The organism is Halobacillus sp. ABD4_316 (genome assembly GCF_056161385.1).
In genome coordinates, this window is the sequence record NZ_JBSWZA010000007.1 from 1 (window position 1) to 18,196 (window position 18,196).

Here is an 18,196-nt window from a genome sequence, read left to right on the forward strand (position 1 = left end):
CGAATGTGCTTGTTTCAAATTTCTTCATTAAAGAAGAAATGTTTTGACGTACTGGTTGGTTCGTTCAGTTTTCAAAGATCAAATGTTGTCGGCCGTTTGAAAACAGCGACTCAATCATCTTAACATGTGTTGTTTTTCGTGTCAACAACTTTTTTCATTAAGTTGAGAAAGCGTTTGGCTGTCGTTTTCGGCGACAAATACTAATTTAACACGCATGGTCATTGAAGTCAACAACTATTTTTGTGTTTTTCACGGCGTATTTCTTTCCGTTGAGTCGCTCTTAATGCGACGTTTAATAATATACCATGGCTGTCCTTTATTACACAAGTGGTATTTTCATATTTTTTAAGATTAGGATGAAGAATACCGTATACATGGTGATCTTCCTACAAAAAAACGCGCTGGTATCAGCACGTTTTAATATCTTCCTTTTCTTTTTCTCATAAACTTCTTAATCAGTGGATAGACAATGGGTCCATACTTGGCTACTTTTCGAATCAACCGTCCCATCGAAATCACTCCTTTCCTTATAGAATAGGCGAATAGTTATCTTTTCCCTGTTTGAGTCTTTGGAAAACAAAAGAGTGGGAAACCGTTCCTTATCTCATGACCGTCCCACCTGAAACTTTCAATGATTCTCCAACAATGTTTTCTGAAGCAGAAGAGAGCAAGTAAACGATTGAACGTGCGACTTCTTCCGGGCTGCTTAACCTCCCAGACGGGATGCCCTCTTCAGCGAGTGCCCGCTGCTCCTCGTAGCTTCTTCCTTCCCTCTCTCCTTTTGTACGGATGGCTTCCTGCCCCATTGCTGTATCCACGTACCCCGGGCAGACCGCATTTACACGGATCCCATGTTCAATGGCCTCAAACGCAAAAGACTGTGTAAAGCCGGTGATCGCGAACTTCGAGGCACTGTAAGCTGTATTGCTGTGCGTTCCTCGCAGACCAGAAAGTGAAGACAAATTTACGATCGAACCTTTCCCGTGTGCCTTCATCATTTGAAAAGCTTCCTGAGTAAAAAGAACCGTGGAAAAATAGTTCAATTCCATGACCTTCCGCATCTCCTCCTCTGTGAGGTCTTCCAGCGGCCCGCCGCCAATGATCCCCGCAGAGTTGACAACTCCGGTAACGGGCCCGATGGCCTGTGCTGCATCGTGGACAATTTTCTTTCGGTCCTCCGTCTTGTTCAGATCCGCTACACTTACATAAATCTGTGCCGCCCCATTGATGCTGGCGCAATCCTCTCTCAATGAAGAAAGCTTTTCCTCGTTCCGGCCGGTAATGGTTACATGTCCTCCTGCACGGACAATTTCCTTCGCTGCTTCATATCCAATTCCACCTGTTGCTCCCGTTACGATGATATGTTCGCCCTTCAGAGCTTCTTTAGAAAAAATGGTCATCCTTGTCCGCCTCCTTGTGACTACACCATTACCGCAACGAGGACGACCTAAACCTTTGCATAAAAAAATCAGCGCCTATTGACTGATTCCGTCAAATAAGCGCTGATCCATGGGACTCTATTTTTTAAATAGTCGGCCATGTTTATTCGTCTCATATTTCTTCTCATAGCTGGCTTCACCACGTCTAAAGTTATTTACGTTTGTTATTCTGCTTACGGAAAGAGAAAAGAACCTTTCCACTCCGTGTGCGTTTTACCCCTTTACCTTTTTCCTGTGCCTGACCTTCAGGGCTGTTTTTGTAGTCCTGATCGAACAACTCACGGGCTTTTGAATAGAGCAGAGTCATCGTGGTGTCCTCCTTTTCTTTTTAGGATATGAAATGATTCCTCTTGATATTATTAGTAAAACGACGTTAATGCAAGCAAAATTTATGTTTTATAGCATTTTTTCTATTACATCCTTTTATATCAGGAATCATCCTTACTCAACGGTTTCCGCTGTGTTTGATTTTTAAACGTATTTTCGTTAATTGGAGAGCATTTCTCAAACAAATGTAAAAAAAGACGGCCCCGGATCAGGGCCGTCTTTCTTCTATATTATTCATAAACTTTTACTTCTACAGATTTACGTCCGAAATCAAGCGCGTCAGAACGGTCTTCCATATAAACATCAATACGGTTCCCTTGGATCGCACCACCAATATCGCCGGCTACAGCCTTGCCGTAACCTTCAACATAAACTTCTGTACCTAGCGGAATCACATCAGGGTCGACAGCGATCACTTTCTGGTCCGGGTTGGCTCTAAGGTCAATACCGGTTGCTGTCGTACCGGAGCAGCCTTCACAAAACGCTGTATAAGCTGTCGCTTCCATTGTCATTGTTTTAACGGCTTCGTCCCCACCGGCAGGATTTGCTGATGTCTGTTCAGCTTCTGCCTCTTGATCAGATGAATGGCTTTCAGGAGCGCTCTGCTCTGTAGACGTTTCTACAGCCGAGCCTTGAAGAGAAAGCTCTTCGCCAGGGTAGATTAAATGGGAATCAATGTTGTTCCAGGCCTGAAGCTGTTCTACACTCACGCCATTGTCTTGACCAATACTGAATAGTGTGTCGCCGGAAACGACTTTGTGGACATCGCTGGATGAGGAAGCTTGTCCATTATTGTTGCCTCCGTTTACGGTCAGCGTTTGATTCGGGAAAATTAAGTTAGAGTTTAATCCGTTGTTATTTTTTATATCTTGCACAGACACATTATGGTTTTGAGCAATGCCCCAAAGTGTGTCTCCTTTATTCACTGTTACTTCTTCTGCACTTACTGCTGTTGCTGTTACTGCCGAAACCGATGCGACCGCCGCCAAAGAAACGATAGTTTTTTTCATCATGATTCAATTTCCTCCTTGGTAAACAGTCTCGCTCAGCTCTCGGCTAAGCGCTGCTTTAAAATCACAAGACCTACTCTAACATGTACAGCGAGGATTCCAATAACAGAAGAGCAACAAATACGTTTCATACATTACAAGGACTTTACCAGTCTGTAATATATAGAAGAAAGAAGGATGCCCATATAATGAAGCGAAATATTGTAAACGTTTACAAAAATAAGTATAGTGAACCTAATAAAGGAAAAGGTGGGATCGTTGATGAAGGAAGCCGTACTCGAAAACCAGTCATCCAAACCTTACCGTGAAGAGGATGTCGGAAATACAGTTGTCCTCCCCCGGCATCGCGTTGACCTCAGGAAATATTCGGAAAAGGAATACAATAAGTTCGTCCGCGTCAATACGGTGTCCGACTGGTCACTGTTGTCCTGGAAAGACGTCGGAAAACCTTTCGAAGTAAAAAGGTACGCCAAAGAACGGAAGGAATGGGAACAATCCAACGAAGTAACGATGGATCCTCACACCTCATGGACCTATTTCAACAGAGCCTTTCATGAGTGGTTCATGAAAGATGTACCCGAGGAAAAAGACCGGACCAAACAGGAATTCCTGAGCAGTCTTCGTTCGTTTCAATCGTCTGAAGTAAATCAGGCACTCGGAAACCTTGTACGACTGCACTTATGGAACTACGTGCACCGAATCCAGGACGGCATTTGGGATCCACGGGGAAAAAGAGCCCTGTTCCAGGGACTGCTCGTCCACCGCCCCCGTATTCTTTTTCTCGGAGCTGCGGAAGGATATGAAGCCATGCAGCTCGCTGCCATGTACCCCGGTGCAGAAATTGTCATGGTTGATTACGATGAATACTGCAAAACGACACGTTTTGCTGAGTTTCCGGAAAGCTACCCTTTTCTCGGACACAACCCAAAAACTGGCCAGGATAAAATCGTCTACAAGGATGACTTGAACATTGAATATGTGGTGAACGATATCCGGAACCTTCCTTATGGGAAAGAATTCGACATCGTACTTTCGGTAGGTCTGCTGGAGCATTTCCCTGATGAGTATAAACAGGAAGCGGTAGACTGGCACAGGCGTTTTTTGAAGGACAACGGCTATGCCGTTCTTACAACTCCGAGGAACCAGCTCCGGTCCCGCCTGTATTACCATGTAATGGCTGATGTGATGAATCATACTTACAGAGAACTGATGACCGTTGAACAGATGGGTTTATATATGTATGAGAACGGCTTTGATATCCTCAGGCACGGTTATATCAAAGTTCATAACGGACTGATCTGCCGCCCGCGGTAAAAAAAGATGGAGGCCGCCCATACGGGCCGCCTCCACCTTTTTTCACGAGGACACTCGGTCACAATAAATGTCGATGGCTTCATGAAGAAAAGCGGCATACCCTTCTCCCCACTGCTCCAGATTTTTCTTGAATCGCGGATCGTGCACATACATGCTTCCCAGTCCCCTGAATATTTCCAGTGTACACGGATAAAAATGATCGGTTATATGTCTGCGCTTTTCACCAATCAACCGCTGCACCTCTGAATTAGCGGGTCCATCCTTCATTCTCGCCGAGAGGCTCCGGTCAATAGCCATGCTTTCTTCCTGGATTTTTTTCCAGTCCTCGTCTTTATACTGATCTGTTCTTCTCTTCGACTCTTTGTAGGCATAAGTATGCCCCCACCGCTCCTCTACCTCAGCAGTATACTGCTGCTGGTGCTTTTCGATTTCCTCTTTGTTAAAGGGCGTGAATCTGTCTTCATGTGTCATCTCTTTTCCTCCTTGCAGGGACTGAAGGGATTGATCGACAGACGAGATCAGTTTTTCCAGTCGTTCTTTTTTCTTCATGAGCACCGTTCTATGCTGGGACAGGGCTTCCGCTTCATTGAAATCCGGATTTTCGATAATCTGCTGAATCCTGGCAAGCGGTAAGTCCATCTCTTTGAAAAAAAGAATCTGTTGAAGTTTTTTCACTTCATCCTCTCCGTAAAACCGATAGCCTTTCTCGTTTGTCCATTTGGGCGTGAGCAGGCCGATCTCATCATAATGATGGAGCGCCCGGATACTGGTGCCGGCAAGTTCCGCCATTTCCTTCACTTTGTACATCGATCATCACCTCCTCTTTAACCATAAGCGCTCACGCAGCGTAAGGGTCAATCCTTTTTCACGAAACAGGGCATTGAAAAAAAACACTTATTTCGTCGTTCTATGTAGTTTTTCACCTCAAAAAGGAATTCAGACAGAATCCGCAGAAGTAAAACATGAAATACCATTATAAATGAGGTTGTGTTCTTATGAATATGTATTGCCAAAGTGCGTTTCATCAGTTGGAAGTAGTCATCGCCTCCCTTTCTGAAATTATTGGTCAGCTGACAGAAGAAGATATGCAGTTAAGGCCGACCCGGGGCAAATACTCCATCGGCGAACTGCTGGCCCATATGGCCACTATTCCGGCGGCCGACGGATACATAACAGAAGGGGCCTCAAAAGAAAAGATGGAGAGGTTCTATGAAACGGTCAACATGAAAACGAAAGAGGAAATTCTCGATCATCTTTTTCATAACTTTGCCCAGTTGAAAGCCCAGTTTGAATATTATACAGAAGAAGAACTCCAGGAAGAGACGACCTCCTGGTGGGACGTACGCTACACCCGGTATGAATGGCTCGTCCAGATCGTTGCTCATATGTACCATCACCGCGGGCAGCTGCAGGCTATGCTGGTGCATTCCTACAACAAAGACCTTGAAGTGCTGCTGTTTGAATGAAAATAGAGACCTGTTTTCATAGTCATCATCACCAAGCGCCTCTAAACATCGAAGTCTCCACGGAAAAAAGTCCGTGTTATCCAGGTAGAGTTGGCCGTATGTCGTATGGAGGGGCACGTTCTGCTTATCAGTGGATGCCTAAGGTACTTTCAAGAAGTGGTGCTCCTGACGGCAAGAAAAAAAGCCTGCGGGGAAACAGGGGTTTCTCCGCAGGCTTTTGTCTTATTTTTTCTTTGAACCATTGGTTCTCCCGAGTGTGGTCTGGATATCTTCCTTATAGGCGTAGGAAAACAGCAGGGAAACGAGAATCCCTCCTCCAATCAAGTTCCCGATACTGGCGGGAAGCAGATTAAGAAGGATGTATTCATACCATGTGTATTGATCTGAAATTAGAAAACCCATGCTGAAATAGCCCATATTTGCTGCACTGTGCTGGAAGTTACCAGCAACAAACAGGATAACCGGCAGCATCGTTCCCAGTATTTTCCCTGTAATATCGCGGGCAGCCGTTGTCAGGAACGCGGCCATACCAATCAGCCAGTTGGCCAGCACCCCGGAAATCAGAATCTGGAACCAACCTTTCCATCCATGATCAAGAAATTTCATTTTGTGATCCAGATACATGGATAGTTCAGTATTGAACGTAGTGGATAAAGAGCCGGACATATAAATGAGTACAGCTACCATAAAGGCACCAAGAATGTTACCTACATAAGAGGACAGCCAGAATTTATAAATATTCCTGCTCATTAATCCCTGCTTGTTAAATAAGTAGGAGGGCAGAAGAACGTTGACTTCTGTAAACAAAACCGCTCCCGAAATGAACACCATCGAATACCCGGCGGCGAATCCGAGGCCGGATAGCAGATGGTAAAGTCCTTTCGTCTCCACTCCAACAGCAAGAAGGATGGAGAACACCGCCCCGAAGGTCATAAAGGAGCCCGCTGTCAAAGCCAGCAGAAACTGGGCCCTGAACGGTTTATTTAAGTGATCTCTTCCCTTTTCCCCGAATTCGTCGACGATCTGGGATGGAATATAAAACTGCCGGCCGGGCCGGTCTATTTTTTTTCCGTTTTTTATCTCTTCATGCTCTTCCTGTTCTTCCACGTAATCCTCTTCCCTGCTCATGACTCATCCCTCCAATGATTACTGCATTCCCCGTTCTGAAAAAACATAATCCCTGCATAACAAATTCTCCCTGTGAAAAAGTAAGAGCAGGAAAGCAGGAGAAAGGAAGGATGGATCTGAGTGATGACACAGGACAAATTGTGCCTCGCCTGTAACGGCGAAGGATTATTAATGGACGATGAGGCATGGCGTTACACGTGCCGGATTTGTGGAGGGAGTGGATTCCAACCCCAGTACGGGCGTGTGTATGACCGCCAGGCTGCCGAAGTGGACGAGCAGAACCGCTACATGGATTAAAAAAAGCACAGCCGCGGCTGTGCTTTTTCCTTAATAATCGATTGTGCCTCCATCTTCTACGGTAGATTTCTTCTTACGAACAAGAGCGACGATTCCTGCAATCAGGAAGGCTGCCGCTCCGAAAAGACCCATGCCGAAGGTGGCAAAGGTGAAGATGACAGCGGTAATGATCAGAATGATACCCGCGGCTTTCGGCTTTTTATCCCCTTTAAGGAAGACGATTGCCAGTATTCCCAAGCCGATGGCAATCAGCGAAGCGATGAGGACAAACATTGCAAAAGATCCCATAGCGTCTACAATTTGATTGATGTTCATTTGACCTTCCATCTGCATTTCCGGAGAATTCATAAAGCTCTCTAGTTCCTGACGCACCTGCGGATTATCCTTTGCATTCAAAAGGACCCCGCTCAAAATAACAGGCAGTCCAAACAAGACAATACCGATAACCGTAAGTACAATTTCTGCTGTTCGTTTCATATCCAATTCCTCCTTTAATTATGATCCAGCGATGTCGCGCTTCGTGAAAAATACCCAGGATAATAGCAGGAATACTATATAATATACCGCTAAAACCGTTACAGAAAACCCAAGAGTCAGATCGGGAATGATCGGTGATCCCTCGAAAAACTGGTTCAAGTTCGTGTTAGCGAAAAGAATAAACTTCGCCCATTCCTTTTCAATAAGGAAGAAAATGATGGAACTTCCGGCCATCATCAAGAAAATGCTTAAACCGATGGCAAGCGATGTGTTCCGGAATATAGCAGCAATCATGAATGCAAAAGTCGTCATAATGGTTAATTCTATAAAGCTCAAACCATATTTCAACAATGAAAAAGAAAACAACCCTGTGTTTTGATAGTCACCATTCTGTTGATAGACGTAAGTTTCTGAAAAACCTTCGAGACCGAACAGAGCAGCGCCCGTAATCAACGAGAACACATACAAAAACACCATCATGGCCAGCGCGTATGTAAGGACTGTAACGTATTTGGACAATAGAATTTTCAGCCGAGTAATCGGACGGATCAATAACAGCTTGATCGTTCCCCAGCGAAATTCATTTGCAACAATTCCCGCACCTACAATAATAGCAAACAAGCCGACAAGTGCAGAGAGTCCCAGATTATCTCCGACAAAGTCCCAGCCGTTATATGCGGTCGGTGCAAGATCGTTATCAATCCGATACTGGTTCTCCTCCATATTCCGGTAGTTCGGATATTCTACTTCTCCTGTGGGATCCTCCATCAATTGTTCGTTCTGCTCCTGCAATTCCTGCTTCCAGTTATCCCCGCTCGGCACGTCGCCGTTCGTAAAGGCTGCATCCACTTTAAAAAGGATGCCCGCCCCTAAAACCAGCACGGCCAGGATTACCATCATAATCCAGGTGGATTTCTGATGGAGCAGCTTCATCCATTCATTTTTGACTAATTGAAAAAAATTACTCAATGGCTCCCTCTCCAATCAAATCTAAGAATTTATCCTCGAGTGTGGAGCGGTGGATATTTACTCCATAAATCCGGATCCCTTTTTGAACGAGCCCGGAAACGACGTCAGGGATCGCCTCTTTTGTCATCTGGACGGTCAATGTCTCTTCCCCGGCCTCTACGTCTTTACCCGTCAACTCTTTCAAGGCTGCGGCACTCTGACCGACCGGTGATGCCGTGAATACGACTTCGACATCCTCGCTCTGGTGTGCTTCGTGAACCATCTGGATGGAAATCAGCTCGCCATTTTTAATCACGCCCATCCGGTCACACATCATTTCCATCTCGGAAAGGATGTGACTGGATACGATGACGGCCACTCCTTCTTCTTCCGCAAGTTTTCTTATGTAGGCACGGATTTCCCTGATACCTGATGGATCCAGTCCGTTGGTCGGCTCATCCAGAATCAATACGGATGGATTATGGAGAAGGGCCTGGGCAATACCAAGACGCTGTCTCATGCCGAGGGAATACTTCCCTGCTTTTTCCTTGATCCGATTTTCAAGGCCGACAAGTTTGACCACCTCATGAATTCTCTCTTCTGTAATCCCCGGCATCATTCTTGCATAGTGAACAAGGTTTTTCCAGCCACTTAGGAACGGGTACATCTCCGGATTTTCAACGATGGCACCAACGTGGCGGACCGCCTGCTTGAATTCTCTGCTTATGCTGTGTCCCTTAATTACAACATCGCCTTCGGTCATTTCAATCAATCCGACCATCATTCGGATTGTAGTTGTTTTTCCAGCCCCGTTCGGACCAAGAAAACCGAAAACCTCTCCAGCATGGATATCAAAATCCAACCCTTTGATGATTTCTTTCCTGCCGATGGTCTTCTTAACATTCTTCAGCTGCATGACTGCTTCCGACATTTCTTTCCCCTCCTTTTTTCTTAGTCTCCAATATACATACGTCTTTATTTCACAAATGGTTTCATTTTTCGTTGTTCCCCCTTCATCCAAATGCCCGAATGGACAGAAGGAGGATTTTTGGATGCTGCTGCTTATCTTTGGTAAAATGAAAAGATAAGGAACGTTTAGGGGGAATGTTGAATGAGAATTGTTTCGATTGAACCAACACCCAGTCCGAACTCCATGAAGATTAACTTAAGTGAGACACTCCCGGACGGCGAAACGCATAACTACAAAAAAGGGGACGACCATGAACAATCCCCGAATTTCATCCAGCAGCTCTTTGCTGTGGAAGGCGTCAAGGGAGCCTATCATGTGACCGACTTCATAGCCCTCGAGAGAAATGCCCGTGTGTCCTGGGAAGCTATTCTTCCCCAAGTACGTGAAGTCTTTGGCGAGGCAGAAGCGGCAGAACAGACGGAAGAACCCGTTCAGCCGGACGAGCATTTCGGCGAAGTACGCGTCTTCATCCAAATGTTCAAAGGACTTCCGATGCAGGTGAAACTCGAAGAAGGGGACGAGGAGACGCGGGTAGGACTTCCTGAACGTTTTATGGAAGCGGCTATGAAAGCCTCTCCTGCCTCTCCAAACATGATTATGGAACGAAAGTGGGTCGAGCAGAGCCCGCGTTACGGTGATGTCCAGGAAATCGGGGAACAGGTAAAAGAAGAGATTTCCGCAAGCTATGATCAAAACCGACTGGAAACGCTCGTTAAACAAGCGTTTGATGAGGAGATTCCTGTCGAAGATAATCAGGAAAAACAAGCCTCCATTACCTTGGAGACTCTGGATCATGACGATTGGAAGGTCCGGTATGCCGCTCTGGATCAAATGGATCCGACAGCTGAGGATTACCGGATTCTCGATAAAGCGCTTGATGACGGGAAAGCTTCGATCCGCAGGCTTGCGACTGCTTATCTCGGCATGATCGAAGAGCTGGAAACCCTTCCTTATTTGTACAAAGCATTGAATGATAAGACAGTCACTGTCCGGCGCACAGCCGGCGACTGCTTATCCGACCTCGGCTTCAAGGAAGCCATGCCCAAAATGATGGAATCTCTAAGTGATTCCAACAAGCTTGTCCGCTGGCGTGCAGCCATGTTCCTTTACGAACTCGGAGATGAATCTGCTCTGCCTGCCTTAAGAAAAGCGGCGGATGACCCGGAATTCGAAGTACGCCTGCAGGTGAATATGGCTATAGAAAGAATTGAAGGCGGAGAAGAAGCCAAAGGATCTGTGTGGCATCAGATGACACAGGCCACTCAGCAAAAACAACAATAGGAGGTCCACCCCATGAACCCATATGAGCAGTATATGAAAGAAATCTCCCAGCCGATGCGTGATGAATTAACGAACGCCGGCTTTACTGAATTAACAACACCGGAAGAAGTCGATACATTCATCGGCGAAACGAAGGGAACATCCCTCGTTGTCGTCAATTCCGTCTGCGGCTGTGCTGCAGGACTTGCGCGCCCATCTGCAAGAGAATCATTGAACAACGAAAAGGCACCGGAACACCTTGTTACCGTATTTGCCGGACAGGACCGCGAAGCGACTGCGCGTATGCGTGATTACTTCGAAGGGTACGAACCCTCCTCTCCTTCCATGGCTTTATTGAAAGACGGACAGGTCGTCCACTTCATTCCAAGAGAAGACATCGAAGATTATGAGGTCGAGGAAATTACCGCGAACCTGACGAAGGCCTACAACGAATACTGCTGAAACCTTTCAGCCTGCAGAGAAAACCGCATGTTTTCCTGCAGGCTTTTTTCATCCTTCCAGAAAGGATGACTTTTAAGGGCGGGGCCGGATGATCTCTATCAAAAAAAGACGGCCGCGAACACTATCGACCGTCTGGTTTATGCTGTTTTTTGGTTGTCAGGCTGCACAAGCTTCCATACGATGATAAACAACAAAGCCCCTGCTGCCCCTGCCGCCATATAGCTGACGTTCATATATTCTTTCATCAGAAGAGACATCAGCGGAGGACCTGCGGCTACTCCGATAAACCTTGAAGAGCTGTAAAACGAGGTGATGGTCCCCCTTTCCTCCTTCTCAATCCCTTCTGTAATCAAAGCATCCAGCGTAGGCAGCATCGCCCCGATAGACGTGCCGAGGATACTTGTTACGACAAGCAGCCATACCAGCCGCTCATGCATATAGCCTGTAAATACGACACTACCAGCGGCCGTCAGCAGAGAAAAAAGGAGCACCTTTTTCATGACGTCAGTATCTCCCTTAATCTTTCTCCCTGTGATGAAAGCAGACATACACAAGGTGAATAAAGGAATGGCCAGCACAAATCCTTTTTTTACTCCTTTAATATCATGGACCTTCTCCAGCATATCCGACATAAAAAACAAGACGGCAAATAAAACGAGCATGGCATAGGCACCAATAAGAAAAACAGGATATAACCATGCCCCCTCCCGCTTAAAAATTTCTTTCGTTTTTTTAATAAACTGCTTAAAAGGCCGGGGTTTTTCTTCCCCGCCTTTTGGCACCTGAATAAAGAAAAAGACTAAAACAATTGAGATGAGGCTGAAAAAAGAGATCGAGAAAAATGGTAAAAACCATAAGACGGCTGCAAAAGCTGCTCCCAAAATAGGACTGAGCACTTTCCCGAACGTATTGGATGTTTCAATGATCCCCAGGCATGAGCTTGCCTTTGCATCATCATCCTTGTACAAATCCCCCACAAGCGGAAGGATAATGGGCGTTGCTCCCGCTGCTCCCATTCCCTGAAGGACGCGGCCGATGGTGATCCATAGAAACGGCTCCTCCAGCTTCCAGGATGCAAAACCAGCAATCAAACCCCCGATAAAAGCCAGTACGAGACTGGGCAGGATGATCATCTTCCTCCCGAAGCGGTCCGATAAATAACCGGCAATAGGGATGAGAATAATAGCAGCAATGGAATAGCTGGTAATGATCGTACTGGACTGGAAAGACGTAATGCCTACCTTCTTTTCAAAAATCGGAAGTACAGGAATCAACATGGAATTGCCAAGCGTCATCACAAGAGGTATAGAAGCCATACTGACGAGACACCAGCCGCTGACTTTGTTATCCAAAGCGGCACCTCCTACATCTTCATAGTTGTAGGATGTCCCAAATCATTGAATCTCTCCCTCCACTCCTCAGGAAATAAATCCCTCCTAAAGTCACCCGACCAATGAACCAAATCTTTTTAAATTATCAGACTTTACCATAATATAACAAGTTATTCAATTTATCTTAACAATGAGGAGGTATCTTGTGGACGTACCTCAATTTTGAAAGGGGAGTTTATTGATGTTGAAGAAATGGTTACTGGCTTTAGGTATGGTTTCTGTTTTAACACTGGCAGCATGCGGCGGAGAAAGTGAAGAGGAAGGCAACACAGAGGAAGAGCAGACAGAAGAGCAGGAATCCGGTGATACAGAATCAGAGGATTCCTCTGAAATGGAAGGCGAAGATTCCGAAGAGGGTTCTGAAGAAGAATCTGAGGAAGAATCAGCTGAATAACGCACATAACCAAAGGCGCAGTGTCATCACTGCGCCTTTTTATTTGATTCTCCACGTCGTGCCATGTGTCCGGGAGGAAATTTTCTGCTCTTCCAGCGAGGATGAACAATGCGGACAGATGACTGCCCGGGGCGGAATAGGAAGACAACAGTACGGACACTCTTTTTTTGTCAGGCCGTCCAGCGGGTGCTGGTGTGGTTTCTTCCAACGATTCATCTGCCTTACAACGAGGAAGACAGCAAATAGAATAATGACGAAACGGATGAAAGCGGTAAGAAAAAGTCCATAATTGATGGTTGCCGCTCCTGCTTCCTTCGCTGCCGCGAGGGAAGGGTAAAACAAGCCGTCCAGACTGATGAACATATTTTCGAAATTCATACTGGAATACAGAACACCGATGGGAGGAAGAAGCAGGTCGGTGACGAGGGAGTCGATAAAACCGCTGAATGCAGCTCCAAGCACCATTCCAACCCCCATATCGACAGCGCTTCCCCGGATGGTGAACTGTTTGAATTCATGAAAAATCCCCATCCTATCCCCCCTTTCCCTCATTGTATGAAAGAAAAATAGGAAGCATGTCCCTGCCTTTCAAACGTGCTCCCGAGGCAGATACTGATTCAGATGATGGGCAAGATCGAGGATATCCGTTTTTGAATGGTGATGGCTGAAGGATATCCGAATAAAAGACTTCGCGTCTTCTTCTTTCACCCCCATGGCGCTTAACGTATACGATGGCTGCTGCGTATGGGTGCGGCAGGCGCTGCCCGTCGAAAAGAAGTACCCTTTCCGGCTGCCTTCCAGCATCATCCACTGCCCCTGATGGTTATCGATCATCAGACCTATGATGGGCACAGGCTGATGTTCGGTGTCTCCGGCCAGCTGCCAATATCCAGTTGTTAACTCCTCAAGAAAAGATGTTTTTAATTGTTGATGATAAGCAGCACGTACAGGGAGGTGCTTGACTGCTTTTTCCGCAGCCGTAACGAATCCGGCGGCCCCCGGTACATCCACGGTTCCCGGGCGTACCCCTTTTTCATGGGTCACGTTTGGGGTAAGAGGCTGAAAGGAAAGATCAGGACGTATGTATACAGCCCCTGTCCCCTTGGGCCCGGACACTTTGTGGCTGGAAACCGATAAACTGTCCACAATGGATCCGATGGTGCTTAAGGAAATTTTCCCAAAGGACTGTACGCAGTCACAGTGGAGCAGAGATCCATACTTCCTTGCCGTATGGACAGCTTCTTCCACTGGCTGAATGGACCCGATTTCTCCATTGACATGGTGAAGAGCGACGACAGCAGGTTCATCATACAGGGCTTTTTCCAGTTTTGTAAGATCGACCTGCCCATTTGGATGCAGCGGGATGATCGTCACTCGGATGCCCTGTCCTTTCATCCGCTCTGCCAGATTGTGAATGGAAGAATGTTCCCCTCCGGAAATGACAAGATGCTGACTGTTAAGTGCCCTTATTAATGCCGATACAGCCAGTTCATTACTTTCTGTTCCTCCACTCGTAAAAGCAATTCCTTCATACGGGACGTGAAGGAGTTCCCCAAGCTTCTTCCGGCAGTGTTCCAATAATGAGGAAGCTTTTGTTCCTGCATCGTGGAGACTTTGCGTATTTCCATAGTAGTGAGTGGCAGCATGGACATAAGCCTCCAATGCCTCTGGATCCACCGGACTTGTGGCCGCATAATCAAAATATCGATTCATGATCGATCCCCCTGTTCAACAAACGCTTGCCTTCAGTTTAAATTTATGTGAACATTAGTGTCAATACATATGTATATATATTAACAGGAGGGAACGACATGGATGCAGATGTTTTGATCATTGGAAGCGGCGCTTCTGCTTTACAGCTTGCCAGACACCTTCGTCCGACAATGAATGTGATATTACTCACAAAGTCTACATTACAACACAGCAATTCTTTCTTGGCGCAGGGCGGAGTTGCGGCAGCACTTGGCGGGGATGACAGCCCTTCCTCCCATTACAACGACACCGTTAAAGCCGGCCGCTTTACCAATGCATCGCGGCCCCTTCACATTATGATCCGGGAAGCGAACTCCGTCATCCATGATCTGGCTTCTATCGGCTGCGCATTCGATAAAGATTCACTGGGACAGTTTCAGCTGGGACGGGAAGGCGCCCATGGACAAAGCCGCATTGTCCACGGAGGGGGAGATCAAACCGGCAGGAGGCTTGTGGAATGCTTGGCAGATGTGCTGCCGCCAAACGTAACTGTTCTGGAAAATCAGTTCGTTTTTGAATTACTTATCAACGATCAGAGAGAATGTTTTGGTGCACGAAGTAAGGATGCATACGGGAAGATCCATACCTTCCTTTCTCCCCATACCGTCCTCGCTGCAGGAGGGTGCGGCCAGGTGTATGCCTGTACTTCCAATGCAGCATCCGCTGAAGGGGACGGCATCGCTCTTGCTTTTGAGGCTGGAGCGGAGTTGATTGATATGGAGTATATCCAGTTTCACCCCACCCTTCTTTACATTAACGGGCAGGGCGCCGGGTTAATTTCCGAAGCTGTACGAGGAGAGGGAGCTGTGCTTGTCGATGAGACCGGCAGAAGAATCATGAAAGGGATCCACCCGATGGAAGATCTTGCCCCGCGCCATGTGACGGCTCAGACCATCTTTCACCACCGTCAAAAAGGCCGGCCGGTCTTTTTGGACATCCGGCACGTGCCTCGTTTTCAGGAACGGTTTCCTTCCATCACCGCCCTCTGCCTGAAGCATCAGGTCGACCTTCAGCAAGGTCTGATTCCTGTGGCACCTGGGTGTCATTTTATTATGGGAGGGGTCAAAACAGATGACAGGGGCAGGACGAACGTTCCCGGATTATATGCTGTTGGAGAAAACGCCTGTACAGGAGTCCATGGTGCCAGCCGACTGGCGAGCAATTCCCTGTTGGAAGGCCTCGTTTTCGGCAGAAGAGCCGCACGGTTTTTGAACTCCCTGTCATCCTCTCTCCCCTCGCAGCGACGGAAAAAAAGTCCGCCGCCTGCCGTTCCCCTTCATCTCCCTGAACGGCAGGTTATTCAGAAGCGGACGATGGAAGCAGCAGGAATTGTAAGAAACCATAAGGATCTGCATGCCCATAAAAAATGGCTGGACTCTTTCCCAACGGGTCATGGTTTTGATAAAGGGATGTTGACGAAGGAGCAGGTAACGGTTTTATTCCTGCTCCATACAGCCCGGTTGATTACGACCGCTGCTTTGGAACGAAAGGAAAGCCGAGGCAGTCATTTTCGTTCTGACTATCCCGAAGAACAGGCAGAGTGGAAGGACCAGACCATCCTGCTTCAATCCCACACAAAGGAGACGAATGATGAACCGCATCAAACGCTTGGATAAACTGAAGGATTTCTTAATCGAGGATATTGGAGATTACGATGTCAGTACGGATCTGCTGTTTCCTGCCGATCAGCACGGCATGCTGCGCATCACCGCTAAAGAAAAAGGAATATTCTGCGGAGGATGGGTGGTTACAGACAGCTACCATCTCCTCAACGAAAAGGTTAGAACAAAGGTGCTTGTCCAGGACGGAGACGAATTCCAGCCGGGCACCTGTCTGGCTGAGGTTTACGGACCGATGACGGATCTTCTGAAAGGGGAAAGGGTCGTCCTTAACTGCATTCAGCGGCTGAGCGGCATCGCCACTCTGACCAGGAAAGCTGTCCGGACCCTCGGGAATCCAAAGATCCGTCTTTGTGACACGAGGAAAACGACGCCGGGGCTGCGGATGTTTGAAAAGGAAGCCGTCCGCGCCGGTGGCGGATACAATCACCGCTTCGGACTATATGATGCTGTCCTGTTAAAAGACAACCACATCGCTTTTTATGGATCTCTTACAAACGCCGTCCAGCATATCAAAGCAAAAACCGGCCATATGGTGAACATCGAAGTGGAAACCGAGACAGACGAACAGGTGCTGGAAGCGGTGGATGCGGGGGTGGACGTCCTTATGTTTGATAACCGTCTTCCTGAAGACATTGAACGGATGCTTCCTTCTATTCCAGAGACCATCACGACCGAAGTTTCCGGCGGCATCCATCTGGACAACCTTTCCACTTACCGCCATTTGAACGTGGACTACATTTCCCTCGGCTTTTTAACCCACAGCGTCCGATCGCTTGATTTCAGCGCCCGGGCGGTTTTAATGAAGGAGGAGATGTTATGAACCTTTTTGAAACTTTGAATTCGACACGCCCCTCCCTGCCTGAACGGTACAAGAGGATGGCTGATGAAGAGCTTGAAGAGATGATTATACGAGTGAAACAAGAATGGGGTCCTCGGTTATTCATTCCCGGACACCACTACCAAAAAGATGAAGTCATCCAATTTGCTGATGCCCGCGGAGATTCGTTAAAGCTTGCCCAACTATCCGCCACTCAGCACGAGGCGGAAGCCATCGTTTTTTGTGGTGTTCACTTTATGGCGGAAACGGCGGACCTTTTAACAAGAGAAGATCAGCACGTCTTCCTCCCCGATATGCGGGCAGGGTGTTCCATGGCTGACATGGCTGATATCCGCCAAACGGAACGGGCATGGGAGCAGTTGACGGCTTTGTTTGGAGACACGATTCTTCCTCTCACCTATGTAAATTCCACAGCTGCGATTAAATCGTTCGTCGGGGAACATGGTGGGGCGACAGTCACGTCATCGAATGCAGCGGATATGGTGACGTGGGCGTTCAACCAAAAACCGCGCCTGTTATTCCTCCCTGATCAACATCTGGGCAGGAATACAGCCTTCGAGCTTGGAATTCCTCTAGAAAAAATGGCCGTATGGGATCCGGTTCAGGAAGAGCTGGTGGGCAGCGGCCCCATGGATGAGGTCCAGGTTATCTTATGGAAAGGACACTGCTCTGTTCATGAAAATTTCACCACCGTGAATGTGGATCACATTCGTGCGGAATATCCGGATATGAAGATCATCGTCCACCCGGAGTGCTCAAGAGAGGTTGTCGAAGCGTCTGACATTTCCGGATCCACTAATATGATTATCCAGTCTATCGAACAGTCTCCTCCGGGCAGCGCATGGGCAATCGGAACGGAAATGAACCTCGTAAACCGGATCATCCAGGAGCACCCGGACAAGCATATCCTTTCACTTAACCCAAGGATGTGTCCATGCTTGACGATGAATCGGATTGACCTCCCCCATTTGGCATGGGCTCTCGAAACGCTGGCTGAAGGCCAACCTCCGAACCGGATCAAAGTGGCCGAACAAGTGGCCGGGCCGGCACGTCTTGCCTTGAACCGGATGTTGGATCACGCTTAGATTCCGTTGCATTTCC

20 protein-coding genes are annotated in these 18,196 nt (G+C 47.3%); 9 read left to right on the forward strand and 11 right to left on the reverse strand.

Features of this window, described 5'->3' with window-relative positions; all coding sequences use genetic code 11:
• Positions 1 to 599 precede the first annotated feature (599 nt).
• The 3 genes from ACXAJH_RS18480 to ACXAJH_RS18490 form a co-directional block, all read right to left on the reverse strand.
• Entirely contained in the window at positions 600 to 1,400 is an 801-nt protein-coding gene (locus tag ACXAJH_RS18480; RefSeq protein WP_474970326.1) for an SDR family NAD(P)-dependent oxidoreductase, read from the reverse strand.
• 190 nt (positions 1,401 to 1,590) lie between these two features.
• Entirely contained in the window at positions 1,591 to 1,746 is a 156-nt protein-coding gene (locus ACXAJH_RS18485; RefSeq protein WP_169516172.1) for a hypothetical protein, read from the reverse strand.
• 250 nt (positions 1,747 to 1,996) lie between these two features.
• Positions 1,997 to 2,776: a 3D domain-containing protein gene (locus tag ACXAJH_RS18490; RefSeq protein WP_474970474.1), complete on the reverse strand. Its 780-nt coding sequence runs from the start codon at positions 2,774 to 2,776 to the stop codon at positions 1,997 to 1,999.
• 261 nt (positions 2,777 to 3,037) lie between these two features.
• On the opposite strand from ACXAJH_RS18490, the gene ACXAJH_RS18495 reads away from it, so the two are divergent.
• Complete coding sequence (locus ACXAJH_RS18495) at positions 3,038 to 4,090, forward strand: class I SAM-dependent methyltransferase (protein WP_474994896.1); 1,053 nt, start codon at positions 3,038 to 3,040, stop codon at positions 4,088 to 4,090.
• Between the two features lie 42 nt (positions 4,091 to 4,132).
• On the opposite strand, the gene ACXAJH_RS18500 is transcribed toward ACXAJH_RS18495, so the two are convergent.
• Positions 4,133 to 4,897: a MerR family transcriptional regulator gene (locus tag ACXAJH_RS18500; protein ID WP_474994898.1), complete on the reverse strand. Its 765-nt coding sequence runs from the start codon at positions 4,895 to 4,897 to the stop codon at positions 4,133 to 4,135.
• A gap of 188 nt (positions 4,898 to 5,085) precedes the next feature.
• On the opposite strand from ACXAJH_RS18500, the gene ACXAJH_RS18505 reads away from it, so the two are divergent.
• Positions 5,086 to 5,556 carry a DinB family protein gene (locus tag ACXAJH_RS18505; protein ID WP_027953246.1) on the forward strand — a complete coding sequence of 157 codons (471 nt, stop codon included), beginning with the start codon at positions 5,086 to 5,088 and terminating at the stop codon, positions 5,554 to 5,556.
• Between the two features lie 222 nt (positions 5,557 to 5,778).
• Here ACXAJH_RS18505 and ACXAJH_RS18510 read toward each other — a convergent pair whose 3' ends face one another.
• Positions 5,779 to 6,684 carry a formate/nitrite transporter family protein gene (locus ACXAJH_RS18510; protein WP_474970323.1) on the reverse strand — a complete coding sequence of 302 codons (906 nt, stop codon included), beginning with the start codon at positions 6,682 to 6,684 and terminating at the stop codon, positions 5,779 to 5,781.
• A 120-nt stretch (positions 6,685 to 6,804) separates the two neighbouring features.
• On the opposite strand from ACXAJH_RS18510, the gene ACXAJH_RS18515 reads away from it, so the two are divergent.
• Positions 6,805 to 6,981 (forward strand): hypothetical protein, encoded by a 177-nt coding sequence (locus ACXAJH_RS18515; protein WP_474970476.1) that lies wholly within the window; start codon positions 6,805 to 6,807, stop codon positions 6,979 to 6,981.
• Positions 6,982 to 7,011: 30 nt separating this feature from the next.
• Here the strand turns inward: ACXAJH_RS18515 and ACXAJH_RS18520 are convergent, their stop codons facing one another.
• The 3 genes from ACXAJH_RS18520 to ACXAJH_RS18530 are packed head-to-tail and all read right to left on the reverse strand — an operon-like array spanning position 7,012 to position 9,337.
• Positions 7,012 to 7,458 carry a DUF4064 domain-containing protein gene (locus ACXAJH_RS18520; protein ID WP_474970322.1) on the reverse strand — a complete coding sequence of 149 codons (447 nt, stop codon included), beginning with the start codon at positions 7,456 to 7,458 and terminating at the stop codon, positions 7,012 to 7,014.
• An 18-nt stretch (positions 7,459 to 7,476) separates the two neighbouring features.
• Positions 7,477 to 8,427: an ABC transporter permease gene (locus ACXAJH_RS18525; protein WP_474970321.1), complete on the reverse strand. Its 951-nt coding sequence runs from the start codon at positions 8,425 to 8,427 to the stop codon at positions 7,477 to 7,479.
• A complete protein-coding gene (locus ACXAJH_RS18530) occupies positions 8,420 to 9,337 on the reverse strand; it encodes an ABC transporter ATP-binding protein (protein WP_474970320.1) in 918 nt (305 codons plus the stop codon). The genes ACXAJH_RS18525 and ACXAJH_RS18530 overlap by 8 nt, the downstream gene beginning before the upstream one ends.
• A 180-nt stretch (positions 9,338 to 9,517) precedes the next feature.
• Here ACXAJH_RS18530 and ACXAJH_RS18535 point away from each other — a divergent pair, with 180 nt between their 5' ends.
• Both ACXAJH_RS18535 and ACXAJH_RS18540 read left to right on the forward strand, forming a co-directional pair.
• Complete coding sequence (locus ACXAJH_RS18535; RefSeq protein ID WP_474970319.1) at positions 9,518 to 10,657, forward strand: conserved virulence factor C family protein; 1,140 nt, start codon at positions 9,518 to 9,520, stop codon at positions 10,655 to 10,657.
• A gap of 12 nt (positions 10,658 to 10,669) precedes the next feature.
• Positions 10,670 to 11,098: a BrxA/BrxB family bacilliredoxin gene (locus ACXAJH_RS18540; RefSeq protein ID WP_027953252.1), complete on the forward strand. Its 429-nt coding sequence runs from the start codon at positions 10,670 to 10,672 to the stop codon at positions 11,096 to 11,098.
• Positions 11,099 to 11,235: 137 nt separating this feature from the next.
• Here ACXAJH_RS18540 and ACXAJH_RS18545 read toward each other — a convergent pair whose 3' ends face one another.
• The gene (locus ACXAJH_RS18545; RefSeq protein ID WP_474970473.1) at positions 11,236 to 12,414 is read right to left on the reverse strand and encodes an MFS transporter; all 1,179 of its coding nucleotides are present in this window, start codon (positions 12,412 to 12,414) and stop codon (positions 11,236 to 11,238) included.
• A 256-nt stretch (positions 12,415 to 12,670) separates the two neighbouring features.
• On the opposite strand from ACXAJH_RS18545, the gene ACXAJH_RS18550 reads away from it, so the two are divergent.
• A complete protein-coding gene (locus ACXAJH_RS18550) occupies positions 12,671 to 12,883 on the forward strand; it encodes a hypothetical protein (protein ID WP_474970318.1) in 213 nt (70 codons plus the stop codon).
• A 39-nt stretch (positions 12,884 to 12,922) separates the two neighbouring features.
• On the opposite strand, the gene mscL is transcribed toward ACXAJH_RS18550, so the two are convergent.
• Both mscL and ACXAJH_RS18560 read right to left on the reverse strand, forming a co-directional pair.
• The gene (gene mscL, locus ACXAJH_RS18555) at positions 12,923 to 13,414 is read right to left on the reverse strand and encodes a large conductance mechanosensitive channel protein MscL (RefSeq protein WP_474970317.1); all 492 of its coding nucleotides are present in this window, start codon (positions 13,412 to 13,414) and stop codon (positions 12,923 to 12,925) included.
• A gap of 57 nt (positions 13,415 to 13,471) precedes the next feature.
• Positions 13,472 to 14,596, reverse strand: coding sequence for an IscS subfamily cysteine desulfurase (locus tag ACXAJH_RS18560; RefSeq protein ID WP_474970316.1), 1,125 nt, complete (start codon positions 14,594 to 14,596; stop codon positions 13,472 to 13,474).
• 98 nt (positions 14,597 to 14,694) lie between these two features.
• On the opposite strand from ACXAJH_RS18560, the gene nadB reads away from it, so the two are divergent.
• Genes nadB through nadA form a run of 3 tightly spaced genes read left to right on the forward strand, consistent with a single transcriptional unit; the run spans position 14,695 to position 18,180 of the window.
• Positions 14,695 to 16,251, forward strand: coding sequence for an L-aspartate oxidase (gene nadB, locus ACXAJH_RS18565; protein ID WP_474994900.1), 1,557 nt, complete (start codon positions 14,695 to 14,697; stop codon positions 16,249 to 16,251).
• Positions 16,226 to 17,077: a carboxylating nicotinate-nucleotide diphosphorylase gene (gene nadC / locus ACXAJH_RS18570; protein WP_474970314.1), complete on the forward strand. Its 852-nt coding sequence runs from the start codon at positions 16,226 to 16,228 to the stop codon at positions 17,075 to 17,077. The genes nadB and nadC overlap by 26 nt, the downstream gene beginning before the upstream one ends.
• A complete protein-coding gene (gene nadA / locus ACXAJH_RS18575) occupies positions 17,074 to 18,180 on the forward strand; it encodes a quinolinate synthase NadA (RefSeq protein WP_474994902.1) in 1,107 nt (368 codons plus the stop codon). The genes nadC and nadA overlap by 4 nt, the downstream gene beginning before the upstream one ends.
• Positions 18,181 to 18,196: the final 16 nt, after the last annotated feature.

Coding starts and splice junctions, on each gene's coding strand:
- ACXAJH_RS18480 (WP_474970326.1), bottom strand. CDS start 1,400: ATGACCATTTTTTCTAAAGAAGCTCTGAAGGGCGAACATATCATCGTA.
- ACXAJH_RS18485 (WP_169516172.1), bottom strand. CDS start 1,746: ATGACTCTGCTCTATTCAAAAGCCCGTGAGTTGTTCGATCAGGACTAC.
- ACXAJH_RS18490 (WP_474970474.1), bottom strand. CDS start 2,776: ATGAAAAAAACTATCGTTTCTTTGGCGGCGGTCGCATCGGTTTCGGCA.
- ACXAJH_RS18495 (WP_474994896.1), top strand. CDS start 3,038: ATGAAGGAAGCCGTACTCGAAAACCAGTCATCCAAACCTTACCGTGAA.
- ACXAJH_RS18500 (WP_474994898.1), bottom strand. CDS start 4,897: ATGTACAAAGTGAAGGAAATGGCGGAACTTGCCGGCACCAGTATCCGG.
- ACXAJH_RS18505 (WP_027953246.1), top strand. CDS start 5,086: ATGAATATGTATTGCCAAAGTGCGTTTCATCAGTTGGAAGTAGTCATC.
- ACXAJH_RS18510 (WP_474970323.1), bottom strand. CDS start 6,684: ATGAGCAGGGAAGAGGATTACGTGGAAGAACAGGAAGAGCATGAAGAG.
- ACXAJH_RS18520 (WP_474970322.1), bottom strand. CDS start 7,458: ATGAAACGAACAGCAGAAATTGTACTTACGGTTATCGGTATTGTCTTG.
- ACXAJH_RS18530 (WP_474970320.1), bottom strand. CDS start 9,337: ATGTCGGAAGCAGTCATGCAGCTGAAGAATGTTAAGAAGACCATCGGC.
- ACXAJH_RS18535 (WP_474970319.1), top strand. CDS start 9,518: ATGAGAATTGTTTCGATTGAACCAACACCCAGTCCGAACTCCATGAAG.
- ACXAJH_RS18540 (WP_027953252.1), top strand. CDS start 10,670: ATGAACCCATATGAGCAGTATATGAAAGAAATCTCCCAGCCGATGCGT.
- ACXAJH_RS18545 (WP_474970473.1), bottom strand. CDS start 12,414: ATGGCTTCTATACCTCTTGTGATGACGCTTGGCAATTCCATGTTGATT.
- ACXAJH_RS18550 (WP_474970318.1), top strand. CDS start 12,671: ATGTTGAAGAAATGGTTACTGGCTTTAGGTATGGTTTCTGTTTTAACA.
- mscL (WP_474970317.1), bottom strand. CDS start 13,414: ATGGGGATTTTTCATGAATTCAAACAGTTCACCATCCGGGGAAGCGCT.
- ACXAJH_RS18560 (WP_474970316.1), bottom strand. CDS start 14,596: ATGAATCGATATTTTGATTATGCGGCCACAAGTCCGGTGGATCCAGAG.
- nadB (WP_474994900.1), top strand. CDS start 14,695: ATGGATGCAGATGTTTTGATCATTGGAAGCGGCGCTTCTGCTTTACAG.
- nadC (WP_474970314.1), top strand. CDS start 16,226: ATGAACCGCATCAAACGCTTGGATAAACTGAAGGATTTCTTAATCGAG.
- nadA (WP_474994902.1), top strand. CDS start 17,074: ATGAACCTTTTTGAAACTTTGAATTCGACACGCCCCTCCCTGCCTGAA.